Annotated in this window: 9 protein-coding genes; 5 read left to right on the top strand and 4 right to left on the bottom strand. The window is 63.6% G+C overall.

The features are described from left to right. Positions 1–174 precede the first annotated feature (174 nt). Entirely contained in the window at positions 175–657 is a 483-nt protein-coding gene (locus tag RX331_RS12135) for an L-2-amino-thiazoline-4-carboxylic acid hydrolase (RefSeq protein WP_317256789.1), read from the top strand. Positions 658–900: 243 nt separating this feature from the next. Beyond that, positions 901–1,125 carry a hypothetical protein gene (locus tag RX331_RS12130; protein ID WP_317256788.1) on the top strand — a complete coding sequence of 75 codons (225 nt, stop codon included), beginning with the start codon at positions 901–903 and terminating at the stop codon, positions 1,123–1,125. 18 nt (positions 1,126–1,143) lie between these two features. Here RX331_RS12130 and RX331_RS12125 read toward each other — a convergent pair whose 3' ends face one another. After that, the gene (locus RX331_RS12125) at positions 1,144–1,341 is read right to left on the bottom strand and encodes a hypothetical protein (RefSeq protein ID WP_317256787.1); all 198 of its coding nucleotides are present in this window, start codon (positions 1,339–1,341) and stop codon (positions 1,144–1,146) included. Between the two features lie 892 nt (positions 1,342–2,233). Between RX331_RS12125 and RX331_RS12120 the strand changes: the two genes are divergently transcribed. Genes RX331_RS12120 through RX331_RS12110 form a run of 3 tightly spaced genes read left to right on the top strand, consistent with a single transcriptional unit; the run spans position 2,234 to position 7,441 of the window. Then, complete coding sequence (locus tag RX331_RS12120; RefSeq protein WP_317256786.1) at positions 2,234–3,907, top strand: efflux RND transporter periplasmic adaptor subunit; 1,674 nt, start codon at positions 2,234–2,236, stop codon at positions 3,905–3,907. An 11-nt stretch (positions 3,908–3,918) separates the two neighbouring features. After that, the gene (locus RX331_RS12115; protein ID WP_317256785.1) at positions 3,919–7,047 is read left to right on the top strand and encodes an efflux RND transporter permease subunit; all 3,129 of its coding nucleotides are present in this window, start codon (positions 3,919–3,921) and stop codon (positions 7,045–7,047) included. A gap of 25 nt (positions 7,048–7,072) precedes the next feature. Further along, a complete protein-coding gene (locus tag RX331_RS12110; RefSeq protein WP_317256783.1) occupies positions 7,073–7,441 on the top strand; it encodes a hypothetical protein in 369 nt (122 codons plus the stop codon). Between the two features lie 31 nt (positions 7,442–7,472). Here RX331_RS12110 and RX331_RS12105 read toward each other — a convergent pair whose 3' ends face one another. From RX331_RS12105 to RX331_RS12095, 3 genes are read right to left on the bottom strand one after another with little or no spacing between them, the layout of a single operon-like run. Then, entirely contained in the window at positions 7,473–10,409 is a 2,937-nt protein-coding gene (locus RX331_RS12105; protein ID WP_317256782.1) for a bifunctional [glutamine synthetase] adenylyltransferase/[glutamine synthetase]-adenylyl-L-tyrosine phosphorylase, read from the bottom strand. Next, the gene (locus RX331_RS12100; protein WP_317256781.1) at positions 10,406–11,872 is read right to left on the bottom strand and encodes an ATP-binding protein; all 1,467 of its coding nucleotides are present in this window, start codon (positions 11,870–11,872) and stop codon (positions 10,406–10,408) included. The genes RX331_RS12105 and RX331_RS12100 overlap by 4 nt, the downstream gene beginning before the upstream one ends. Further along, complete coding sequence (locus RX331_RS12095) at positions 11,856–12,536, bottom strand: response regulator transcription factor (protein ID WP_057848354.1); 681 nt, start codon at positions 12,534–12,536, stop codon at positions 11,856–11,858. The genes RX331_RS12100 and RX331_RS12095 overlap by 17 nt, the downstream gene beginning before the upstream one ends. Positions 12,537–12,688 lie beyond the last annotated feature (152 nt).

Below are 12,688 nucleotides of genomic sequence, written 5' to 3'. Positions count from 1 at the left end.
TACAATTGGCATTGTGGCTGTGATCGCGAATAGTAGCTTGCGCATGGCCCAACCGGCTCCCGAGTTGAAACGAGTCACCCTCGAAACAGGAAAAAGTGGCAATAGTTTCACTCGATTGAGGTGGACGCCGCCGGCGCGGAATCTCTACCTTCAAAACAAGAATGGAGGCCGTCCATGAGCATTCCCGTCATCCAACAGGCCAAGATTCAGGCTCAGGTTCTGGTCCCGCTCGTGAAAGCCTTGCAGGCGGAATTGGGCGAGGAACGCGCCAGGAAGATCGTTCGAAAGACGCTCGGCGACCTCTATCGTCAGTTTGGCGTAGAGTTCTGGCGGGCGAAGAACGAGCCGAACCTCGGCAAGGCCATCGGATCGGCGTTTACGACCTATGCGCGCGACGATGCGCTGCACTACGACGTGATCGAGCAGTCGCAGGATGCTTTTGCGTTCGACGTCACCCGATGCCGCTATGCGGAATTCTACAAGGAGCTTGGCGAGCCCGAGCTTGGGTTCCTGCTGGTTTGCTCGGCCGATTTCGATACGGCCGAGGGATTTGGGCCGGATGTCGAGCTGACGCGAACCCAGACCATCATGCAAGGCGCCAGCCATTGCGACTTTCGCTACCGGCGAACCGCCGGCGGCGAGTCGTCGGATTCGTAGGATGGGGTAGAGCGCAGCGAAACCCATCCTCTTTCCCTGGGATCGAATAGATCCTCGCTCCACCCTTCCCATGGTCTTCCCGATTTTTCGGACCGAGCACGAAAAGACGGAACGAGTCTCCAGCTTGCGCGTTGGAGACGTGAGCAGATAGATCAGGAAGGAGAAATCTTTTCAGAAATATCAGCTCAAAAGCCCCGTCAGTTATTGCGATAGCTGGCGGGGTTTTGATTTTGGGAGGGGCAAGTGGCTTACGCGCTGTTCAATGACGACAAGCAGATTGGCCCCGGCCTGCCAAGCGAGCCGGAGGTCTGGAAGCACGCGCTCGACGATGGTCTGATTTCCGACATTCCCGTTGCCGACGAAGCCGGCGGACAGGTTCTGCCCGCGCGTTACCACGTGAAGGAAATCAAGCTGGAGGAATGTTGCGCGCCGGATCCGGCCTGGGAACTTCCGAGCGAGATTTCCTGACGCGACCCGGCCGCGCCCCTAGTGCGCCTGCTTCAGAAATGTCAGGCCACTCACGGCCAGCCGTTCCTCGCTGGTTTCGCCTTCGGCCACCAGCGCTTCCAAATGGGTTTCGAGTTCCGGCAGCTTGCGGTCGAAGTCGGCGCCAAGCCCCATCAATTCGTACGTCCTCCGGATACGCTCGATGGGTTTCTCGAAGATGTTGATCTCTGTATGCATCCCGGCCTCCTGTTCCCGCTACAATTCATAATGGCCAGCGGAGTTCCAGCCCAATCGCTGCCTGGCAGGAAGCGCTCAGGAGCGACCGCCCGGTGGTGATCGAGGTATCGAGGTCAAGACTGATCCGGAGGCCGTGCCGCTTCCGCCTCACGTCACGCTGAAGAGGCCCGCGGCTTCATGTCGTCGGTGATCAAAGGAGACGGGGGCCACCGGACACATCATCGGCGAAACCGCCGGGCAGGTCTTTGACGGACTTCTTGGCAAACGGGACTGAGAAACGGTCGCAGCTATTCGTAACAATATAACGCTCACGGTAACCATGTCGGTACCGCCGCATTGCGGTATTGAATTCCCGGTTCCCCGGCGATATCTAGTGCGTACTTGTGGCGCCATCGGACTGTGATGTTGATGCAACGAATTATGTGCATGCTGGGAGCTGCGATCGTCTTGATCGTGCTTTCATTCGTGCCTTCTGTTGCGCAAGCCCACGTCGGCCATCCGCACCATGCTGTCGCTCACATCCATGGCGACTATGGTCATGCCATCGTTGTTAGATCTGAGCGGTCGGCGACGCAGGTCGTGTTGCAACAGGCTCCGCGCGGGCAAACCGAAGTACCGGCCTCTTCGGACCGGAATTGCGTCGGCGCCTGCTGCACCACGGTATGCTCCGCTTGCAGTGCCGCCGGATTGCCGAATTTCGCGCAAATCGTCCCGTTGCCGCGATCGACAACACGCGTTGCCTTTGTCCCGGCTCAAATGAAACCGGTTCGCGCGCCTGAGTCCCTCAGGCGCCCTCCCAAACACTTCATCTGAACGAACAAGATCAGTGAATTCGCGCGGCCGGACGTCACGGCCGGCAACTGACAGTCATTCAGACTGAAGGATTTTTGGTATGTTTTCCCATTTCGGGCGTGCCCTGCGCGCTCTCGTGCCCGTCGCAGCCCTGTGCGCTGCGGTCGTTCCCGCTTCCGCCCATGAGGACCACGACCACGACGAACCACCCGCGGTCTCGGCAACCGCGTTGCCGCGTGGCGAGACCGATTCCAACGCGTTCGAGATCGTGGCCGTCGTCCGCGGCGACCATCTCGAAATCCATATTGACCGGTTTGCCACGAACGAGCCGGTGATCGGCGCGGTTCTTGAGGTTGAGACGCCGGCCGGCTCGGCCAAGGCGACCGCAAATCCCGACGGTACATACCACCTGCCGGCGCCCTGGCTGGCAAAGAACGGCCGCACCGACCTCATTTTCACCGTTGCAGCCGATGGCACGACCGACATTTTGCCGATGACGCTTCAGACGGCGCGTGATGCGGCGCAGAGCACTCCACAGAAAGACGCGGCGCTCGGCGATCACATCGGTACGACGTCGCTTCTTTTCGCGCTGGGCGGTCTGGTGGCGGGCGCGCTGCTGACGGCCATCGCGATGCGCCGACGGCGAGCGGCTGCCATTGTCGTCATCGTCGCAGCACTCGCGGGCATTCGCGAGACGAAAGCAAATGAAGGTCCCCATGATGGCCACGGCCATGAGCAAGATAAGGCGCAAGTCGCCATCAACGTCGTGGCAGGCGAACGCGCCCAGCGTCTGCCTGACGGCGCGGTGTTCGTGCCCAAGTCCGTGCAGCGGATATTTGCGCTGCGGACGCTGGTCGCCGAACAGGCCAAGCAAAGGAAGGTCAGCGAACTGCCGGGCAGGATCATTCCCGATCCCAATGCCAGCGGCTACGCGCAATCTGCCGTCGGGGGCCGGCTTTCTGCGCCACCGGACGGCTTCCCTCGCCTCGGCACGCGGGTGAAACAAGGCGATATCCTCGGCTATGTCACCCCGCCGATCCAGGCGATCGACGTCTCCGACATGCGCCAGCGACAGGGCGAGCTCGATCAGCAAATCTCGATCGTGGAGCGCCGCTTTGCGCGCTACGAGCAGCTCGCACCGTCAGGCGCCATTTCCCGCACCCAGCTCGAGGATACACGGCTCGAGCTGGAAGGGCTGCGCGACCGGCGCGCATCTATCGAAAAAGCGTCGCGCCGCGAACCCGAAGCGCTGATCGCCCCGGTCGCGGGCGTCATCGCGGAAGGCAGCGCGGTGGCCGGCCAGATCGTCCAGCCGAGCTCGATCGTCTTCAACATCATCGATCCCGCGCGGCTGTGGGTGGAAGCGCTCTCCTTCGAGAATGTCGAGCCATCGCAGGGCGCGCGGGCATCGACCTACACCGGAAAGAACTACGACCTCGTCTATCGCGGTACCGGCTTCGCCGATCGCAGCCAGTCCGTGCCCGTGCATTTTGCCATCACGGGCGACACGGCGGGCCTCAGGGCCGGCCAGTTCCTCACCGTACTGGTCGCCACTGACGAAACAAAGGAAGGCCTCGCGCTGCCCCGCAGCAGCGTGGTGCGTGGCTCGAACGGCCAGGATTTCGTTTACGAGCACGTCAGCCCTGAAAGGTTCGTGCCAAGGAGCGTGCGCACGGAACCTCTCGACGGCGATCGCGTGCTGATCGTGTCGGGCATCGCTCCAGGCAAACGGGTGGTGTCGCAAGGCGCGGACCTGCTCGATCACGTGCGCTGAGGAATACATCCATGTTCACGTTCCTGGTCAGCGCCTCGCTTCGCAACCGCCTGCTTGTGCTGGCGCTCGCGGGCATCCTGGTCGTGCTCGGCGCGTATACCGCGCGCCAGCTGCCGGTCGATGTATTTCCCGACCTCAACCGTCCGACCGTCACGATCATGACGGAATCGGAAGGCTACGCCCCGCCCGAAGTCGAGCAGCTCGTCAGCTTTCCGATCGAAACCCAGATGAACGGCGTGCCCGGCGTCAGCCGCGTGCGGTCGGTCTCCGGCATCGGGCTTTCGATCGTCTACGTGGAGTTCGACTGGGGCACCGATATCTATCGCAACCGTCAACTGGTCGCGGAGCGGCTGGCGCAGGTGCAGGGCCAGCTCCCCCTCAACGTCACCCCGCAGATCGGCCCGATCAGTTCGATCATGGGGCAAATCCTGCTGGTCGCGGTGACCTCGAAGACGGCGTCGGCAATGGAGGTGCGCGAGATCGCCGATTTCACCATCCGGCCGCGGCTCCTCGCGATACCGGGCGTCGCGCAGGTGATCCCGATCGGCGGCGAGGTCCGCCAGTACCGGATTGCGCCGCTGCCTTCCGCGCTGCGCGCACTCGGCGTCGGCTATGATCAGGTCGAGCTCGCGCTCCGGCAGTTCGGCACCAATACCGGCGGCGGCTTCACCGACCAGAACGCCCGCGAATATCTGATCCGCAATATCGGCCGCACCACCAGCCTTGAAGACCTCCGCAACATCGTCGTTACCACCGTCGAAGGGCGGCCCATCCTGCTGCGGCAGGTGGCGAACGTGGATTTTGCGCCGAGGGTCAAGCGCGGCGACGCGGGCTATATGAGCCGGCCAGCCGTGATCGTCTCGGTCGAGAAGCAGCCCAATATCGATACGGTGCAGCTGACGCGGCAGATCACCCAGGCGCTCGCCGAGCTGGAGCCCTCCCTGCCCTCCGGCGTGAAAGCGAGCGAAGTCATCTTCAGGCAGGCGGATTTCATCGAAAACTCGATCCAGAACCTCTTGCGGGTGTTGCTCGAGGCCGCGCTCGTCGTGGCGGCGATCCTGTTCGCGTTCCTGCTCAACTGGCGTACGACGGCCATTTCGCTCACCGCGATCCCGGTCTCGATCCTGACCACAGCCATCATCTTCAAGCTGCTCGGCCTGTCGATCAACACGATGACGCTCGGAGGCCTTGCCATCGCGATCGGCGAACTCGTCGACGACGCCGTCGTCGATGTCGAGAACATCTTCCGGAGGCTGCGCGAGAACAGGGAGCAAGGCAATCCCCGTTCGGTGTTCGACGTGGTGGTTTCGGCATCCAACGAAGTGCGATCAGGCATCGTCTACGCCACGATGATCATCGTCCTGGTGTTCGTGCCGCTGTTTGCGCTTTCGGGCATCGAGGGACGGCTGTTCGCACCGCTGGGCCACGCCTACATTATCTCGATCCTCGCGAGCCTTCTGGTTTCGATCACACTGACGCCGGTGCTGGCCTATTACCTGCTGCCGGGGATGAGGCGGCTCGCCGAACGGGAGAGCTGGCTTGTCCGCAGGCTCAAATCCGTCAATCATGCGGCGCTCCGGTTTGCTTTCGTTCACAAGGGATTGCTGGTCAGCGTCACGGCGCTCGCGGTACTGGGCGCCGGTGCCGGCGTATTCGCCTTGAAGCGCGCGTTCCTGCCCGCCTTCAACGAGGGCACGTTCACGATCAATATCGCGTTCGCGCCGGGCGTTTCGCTGACGGAATCCTCAAGGGTCGGATCGATCGCGGAACGCCTGCTGCTCGATGTGCCTGAGGTCATCAGCATTGGGCGAAGGACCGGCCGAGCCGAATTGGACGAGCATGCGGAGGGCGTGCATTCCTCGGACCTTGAAGTCGACCTCAAGCCCTCGCAGCGGCCAAAACCCGAGATCGTCGCGGATATCCGTGCCCGGCTTTCGGTGCTGCCGCTCTCGATCAATGTCGGACAGCCGATCTCGCACCGGCTCGACCACCTCCTCTCCGGCGTCCGCGCCGAACTTGCCCTCAAACTGTTCGGCGACGACCTCGACACGTTGCGCAACAGCGCGGAAGAGCTTAGTGCACGGCTCGCCAGGATCGACGGCATCCAGGACCTCCAGATCGAAAAGCAGGTGCGCATTCCGCAGCTCGAAGTCCGCGTCGACTATACGCGGGCTGCCCTGTACGGCGTACAGCCCGGCGCCGTGACGGAACAATTGTCTCGGCTGTCGAGCGGCCGCGTCATCTCGCGCGTGGTCGACGGCTACAAGCGCTATGATGTGGTCATGCGGCTGCCCGAGCGCCTGCGCACCACCGAAAAGCTCGGCGAACTCCTGATCAAGACCCCTTCGGGGTGGATCCCGGCACGCCAGATTGCGGACATCAAAGAGACGGACGGGCCGAACCAGATCTTGCGGGAGAACGGCCGCCGGCGCATCGTCGTGCTCGCGAACTCCGACGGCAAGACCGACATGGCGGAGATCGTGCGCCGCATTCGCGCGGAACTGGACGCAACCAGCCTGCCGCAGGGCGTCACCGCGAGTCTCGAGGGCACGTTCAAGGCGCAGGAGGAAGCCAGCCGCACTATCGCCATCCTTTCCGCCCTTTCGCTGGCGCTGATCTTTGCGATCCTCTACAGCCGCTACCGCTCCGCCGTGCTCGCCCTGATCGTCATGGGCGGGGTGCCGCTCGCGCTGGTCGGTTCGGTCGCGGCGCTGGCCTTGACCGACCAGCCACTATCGGTGGCCAGCATGGTCGGCTTCATCACCCTGACGGGAATCGCGACGCGCAACGGGATTCTCAAGATAAGCCATTACATCAACCTCGCCCTGCAGGAGGGGATTCCGTTCGGGCCTGAGCTTGTGATCCGCGGAAGCCTCGAGCGCATGACGCCGGTGCTGATGACGGCGCTATCTGCGGGGCTTGCCTTGCTTCCGCTGCTCGTTGCGGCGGACGAGCCTGGCAAGGAAATCCTGCATCCCGTCGCGATCACGATCTTCGGCGGGCTTATCAGCGCGACCTTGCTCGATGCGCTGATTACGCCGGTGCTGTTCCTCATGTTCGGCAAAAAGCCGTTAATGCGGCTGATGCAACGGCAGCCCAACGAATCCGCTGTGAGTCATGCCGCTTCACATTCCTATTGATCACGCATCTCAAAAGGACATCATCATGAAATTCAAATACACAGCAGCTCTCGGTGCCGTCCTGCTGGCCGTGATGCCGGCCTATGCGCACGACGCGAAGGGTACACATGGCGGACGGATCAGCGACGCGGGCGCCTACCATGCCGAGCTCGTCGTCAAAGACAAGACGGTCGAGATATTCCTCATCGGCGAAAACGACAAGCCGGTTGACCCGAACGGATTCAAGGGCATAGCCATTTTCAATCTTGGCGGAAAGGCAGAGCGGATAACGCTCGCTCCTTCGGAAAAGAACGCGCTGAGCGGAACAGCCGCCACGGCCCTGCCGGCCAACCCCAAGGGGGCGGTTCAGCTTACCGCGCCCGATGGCAAGGCAGTAGCCGCGCGGTACGATTGACGCGCTCTCGGCAGCAGCGGATGCGCCCCTTCTACTCCCCATCCACCAGCGCCCGGAACACCCGCCTCACCTCACCTTGCGTCTCACGCACGCGTGCTTCCAGCGTCGAAAAATCAGGCGTGTCGCCAGCGCGCGCCATCACGCGCAGGAGGTTCTCGCCCGCCGTCGCCGGATTGAACTTGCCGATGACGCAGAGCCTGAGGATCTGCGTCAGATCGTGATAGAGGCGCGCGGCATGGCGCAGGATTTCGGCGTCGGACTGCGGCAGCACGCCAAGCCGCGCCGCATTGTCGAGCACCTGCAGCGTCGAGACGCTGAGGATATCGGGCTTGTCAGCGGCGTGGGCGAGCTGCAGATATTGCGCGATGAAATCGATATCGACGAGCCCGCCAGCGGCGAGCTTGAGGTCCCAGATATCGTCCTCGCCCTTTTCCTGCGCAATCGCCCGCCGCATGTCGGCGACGTCACCGGCTGTGGAAGCCGCATCGCGCGGCCGCGTCAGCACGCTGCGGATGATGTGCTCGATCTTTTTCCGAAAAGCCGGCGATGCCGAAATCACCCGCGCCCGGGTCAGCGCCATATGTTCCCAGGTCCAGGCTTCGCGCTCCTGGTAGTCGGCAAAGGAATCGATGCGCGACGCCAGCGGGCCGGCCCGGCCTGAGGGACGCAGCCGCATGTCGACGTCATACAGCACGCCGTAATTGGTGCGCGTAGTGAATGCCGAGATCAGCCGCTGTGTCAGGCGCGCGAAGTATTGCGCGCCATGCAGCGAGCGCGCGCCATCTGAATCGGGATTATCCAAGTCGAAATCATAGAGCAGGATCAAGTCGAGGTCGGAGGACGCGGTCATCTCGCGGCTGCCAAGCCGGCCCATCGCGACAATCGCGGTCTCCTGCCCCTTGATGCGGCCATATTGGCTGGCGAACTGGTCCGTGACCAGGCCATGCACGGTGTGCACGATGCCCTCGGCAACGTCGGCAAAGGCGACGCTGGCCTGCTGGGCGGAGACCGTGCCGGACAGAATGCGCGTGCCGATCAGGAACAGGCTTTCCTGCCCGAACAGCCGGAGGCGATCGAGAAAATCTTCATAGGAGTCCGCGTCTTTCAGCGTCGCCGCCAGCCGCTCCGACAATTCTTTCTGGTCAGGCATCGCGCCGAAGAAACGCGGATCGATCAGGCCGTCCATGATCTGCGGCTGCCGCGCCAGCATGTCGCCGAGCCGCGGCGCGGCGCCGAGGATCAAGGCTACCAAGGCAACGAGATCGCGGTTCTGGCTGAGCAGCGAGATCAGCCGGCCGCCGCGCTGCAACGCGCCGAGAAAGCGATCGAACGCAATCACGGCATCATCAGGGTCCTCGGCATGGGCGAGCCCGTCGATCAGGCCGGGCACGAACTCGATGAAAGCGGCCTTGGTCGCCTCGTTGCGCAGCGCGCGGTAATTGCCCTGCATCCAGAGCTGCAGCGTGCCGGCGAGCGCAACCGGCTTCTTGAAGCCGAGCGTCGTCAGGTGATCGACGAGGCGCGCATCCTCGGGGCCCGCGGCGTAGTTGAGCTGCGGCAGCTTCACGGTGCCGGTGGGATCACCCTCGAACAGTTTTCCGTAATGGCCCTGCACGATGTTGAGATGACCAAGCAGGTCTTTCGCAAAGGCCGCGCGGCTCTCATAGCCGAAGAAGTTCGCAAAGCGCGCCACCGCCTCGGCGTCTTCCGGCAACGCGTGGGTCTGCTCGTCGCACATCATCTGCAGCCGGTGCTCGACGCGGCGCAGAAACTCATAGGCTGCCGTCAGCTCATCGAAGGCCTGGAAGCTGATCCAGTTGCTGGTGGCCAGCACCTGCAGCGCATGCAGCGTCGGGCGCACCCGCAATTCCGGATGGCGGCCGCCGGCAATGAGCTGCTGCGTCTGCGCGAAGAATTCGATCTCGCGGATGCCGCCGCGGCCGACCTTGACGTTGTGGCCTTCGACAGAGATCTCGCTCTGGCCGCGATAGGTTTGCATCTGCCGCTTCATGTCGTGGACGTCGGCAAGCGCCGCAAAATCCAGGTGCTTGCGCCAGACAAACGGCGCAAGCTCGGCGAGCAGCGCCTCGCCGGCCCTGGCGTCGCCGGCGCAGACGCGCGCCTTGATCATCGCGGCGCGCTCCCAGGTCCGCCCTTCCCGCTCGTAATAATGCAGCGCCGCCTCGGTCGAGATCGCCACCTGCGTCGACGCCGGATCGGGCCGCAGCCGCAGGTCGACGCGGAACACGTAACCTTCGCCGGAGCGTTGCTGCAGCATGCGGGCCAATCCCTGCGTCACGCGGACGAAGAACGGCGCCGGCTCGATATCAGCGGCGAGCGACGTCGCCGCGGGATCGAAGAACACGATCAGGTCGATGTCGCTGGAATAATTCAGTTCGCCCGCACCCATCTTGCCCATGGCAAGCACGATCAGGCCGGAGCCCTCCTCCGGCCGATCATGGTTGGCCGCGCTCATGCGGCCCCGTGCGATCTCCTGGCGCAGCAGGAAGCGCAGCGTCGTCTGCACGGAGAAGGTCGCCAGACCGGTCAACTCCGCCGTCACCCGCATCACCGGCCAGACGCCGCCAATGTCGCATAGCGCAATCAATAACGCCGCCTCCGACTTCATGCGGCGAAGTAGATGCATCACGTCGGCTTCGCTGGTAGCGGCCAGCACGTCACGCGAGGTCTTTTCGATCAGCGCGGCGAGATGCTGTTCCGGGTCGCATGCCAAGAGGCGGACCAGCCGCGCGGCATCGGCGCGTATCAGGTCGAACAGATAGGGCGAGAACTCGGCGATGCCGAGCAGGATGGCGCGGACATGCGGACTGTCCAGCCACGCGCGGACCTCAGCCGCCTGCGCCGGCTCCAGTTCGGCGAGCCAGTCTATGAAGCGTTGTTCAGCGGCACTTTCGGCTGGAAGATGCGGCCCGCTGACGAACCGCGCGGCCAAGGCGGAAGAATTCATGCCACCTTCTGTGGCACATCCGGCGTTTGCGCGGCAAGCCTGTCGGCCGCGGCAGATAGCGCCGGGATGACCAGCGTCGCGGTCAGGCCCGGATGCGAATCGCCGAGCTGCAGCTCACCGCCATGCAGGGTGGCAACGGCGCTGGCGAGGCTGAGGCCGAGGCCGGAACCCGGCAGCGTTCGGCTGGCCTCGAGGCGCACGAACCGCTCCACCGCGTGCTTGCGATCCCCTTCGGGAATGCCGGGTCCATGATCGATAACGCTGAGCAGCACGCGGTCACCCTCGCGCCGCGCCTCGATCAGGATTTCGCGGGTACGCGCCGCGGCGGAAGGGTCGAGCGGCTGCACCACCGGTGACGGCTTACCGTATTTGATGGCGTTCTCGACCAGATTGGCGAGCGCCTGACTGATCAGTTCGCGGTTGCCGTGCAGCCGCGCCGTCTCAGCATTGACGCGCAGGGTCATGCCATCGTCTTCGGCCAGCGGTTCATACAATTCGTGAATGCCCTTGGCGACATCGGCGGCATCGAAATCATCCATGTTGCCGCGCGCCTGCCCGGACTCCGCGCGGGCGATCATCAGGAGTGCATTGAAGGTGCGGATCAGGCCGTCAGATTCGTCGATGGTCCGCTCCAGCGCCGCGCGATATTCCGCCTCGCTGCCCGAACGCGCCAACGCTTCCTCGGCGCGATTGCGCATACGTGTGAGCGGCGTCTTCAGATCGTGGGCGATATTGTCGGAGACTTCCTTCAGCCCCATCATCAGCGCCTCGATGCGCTCCAGCATCGCATTGAGGTTTTCCGCGAGGCGATCGAGCTCGTCGCCGGAGCGCCCGACCGGCAGCCTCCCTGAGAGATCGCCGGCCATGATGCGCCGTGTGGTGCCGGTCATGGCATCGATCCGGCGCAGCACCCGCCGCGCCACGAAGATGCCGCCGCCGATGCCAAGCACGATCACGACCAGCAGCGACCATTGCGCGGCTTTGGCGACGATGCCGAAAATACGCCGCCGCTCCTCCAGATCGCGTCCGACCAGGAGGCGGAAACCGTTGGTGAGTTCGGTGACGCGCACCAGCGCGCGATGATGCGCCGTGTCCTGCTCGTCGAGCCGGCGATAGGCGGTCTCGGACCAGCCGATCGAGGCCATTACGCCCGGCGACAGCGCATCGACATTGCCGCGGATCGCTTTCCCCTCAGGCGTGGTGACGAGATAGAGATTGGCCCCCGGCCGCAGCGCCCGGTTCTCAATCGTGGGGACGAGTATGCGCAAGCCGCGGCGCGTATAGATGTCGACGAGCTCGCCGGTTTCGGCATTCACCGTGGCAGTGATCTGTTCATTGATCAGCCGCCGCGTATTCCAGGCGAAATAGCCGAGCAGCGACGCGGCAAACAGCGCAAACAGAAACAGATAGACCAGCGTCAGGCGGAACGCCGTCGTGCGGATCAGTTTACCGAAGGCCGTCACGGATCATGTATCCGGCGCCGCGGATCGTGTGTAGCAAGGGCCGCTCGAAGCCCTTGTCGATCTTGGAGCGCAGCCGCGAAATATGCACGTCGATGACGTTGGTCTGCGGATCGAAGTGATAGTCCCAGACGTTTTCCAGCAGCATGGTGCGGGTCACCACCTGGCCGGCATGCTTCATCAGATATTCGAGCAGGCGAAACTCGCGCGGCTGCAGCGTGAGTTCATCCTTGCCGCGCGCGACGCGGTGCGAAAGCCGGTCGAGCTCGAGATCGCCGACACGGTAGGTCGTCTCTTCAGCCGGGCCGACATTGCGGCGCGACAGCACCTCAACGCGCGCCTGCAGCTCGGCGAACGAATAGGGTTTTGGCAGATAGTCGTCGCCGCCGGCACGCAGGCCCTTGATGCGGTCGTCGACCTGGCCGAGCGCGGAGAGGATCAAGACCGGCGTGCGGTTGCCCTTCTCGCGCAGCGCGCCGATTACGGAGAGACCGTCGCGCTTGGGTAGCATGCGGTCCACCACCAGCACATCGTAGTCGCCGCCATCCGCCATCGACAGGCCCTCCTCGCCATCGCTGGCGAGATCGGCGACATGGCCGACTTCACGGAACGCCTTGACCAGATAGTCGGCGGACTCGCGGTCGTCTTCGATGATCAGCAGGCGCATTTGCGGGGCAGTTGCGGTCACGGGATTGGCTTTCTGTCACCATGGCGCGACCGCCCTGCACATGCAAGGCGGCCGGCCGCATTCTCGCTGAAGTGAAAAAAGCGGGCGGTGAAGCTGGGGGACCTCACCGCCCTTTGGGCCTTCCGACGGAG

The organism is Bradyrhizobium sp. BWA-3-5, assembly GCF_032917985.1.
Classification (GTDB): Bacteria; Pseudomonadota; Alphaproteobacteria; order Rhizobiales; family Xanthobacteraceae; genus Bradyrhizobium.
The sequence above is the reverse complement of the archived record's forward strand: the minus strand, read 5'-3'. Positions and strand labels throughout refer to the sequence as shown.

Bases quoted from the DNA above. Each gene is read 5' to 3' on its own strand.
- RX331_RS12135 (WP_317256789.1), top strand. From the start codon at position 175: ATGAGCATTCCCGTCATCCAACAGGCCAAGATTCAGGCTCAGGTTCTG.
- RX331_RS12125 (WP_317256787.1), bottom strand. From the start codon at position 1,341: ATGCATACAGAGATCAACATCTTCGAGAAACCCATCGAGCGTATCCGG.
- RX331_RS12120 (WP_317256786.1), top strand. From the start codon at position 2,234: ATGTTTTCCCATTTCGGGCGTGCCCTGCGCGCTCTCGTGCCCGTCGCA.
- RX331_RS12115 (WP_317256785.1), top strand. From the start codon at position 3,919: ATGTTCACGTTCCTGGTCAGCGCCTCGCTTCGCAACCGCCTGCTTGTG.
- RX331_RS12110 (WP_317256783.1), top strand. From the start codon at position 7,073: ATGAAATTCAAATACACAGCAGCTCTCGGTGCCGTCCTGCTGGCCGTG.
- RX331_RS12105 (WP_317256782.1), bottom strand. From the start codon at position 10,409: ATGAATTCTTCCGCCTTGGCCGCGCGGTTCGTCAGCGGGCCGCATCTT.
- RX331_RS12095 (WP_057848354.1), bottom strand. From the start codon at position 12,536: ATGCGCCTGCTGATCATCGAAGACGACCGCGAGTCCGCCGACTATCTG.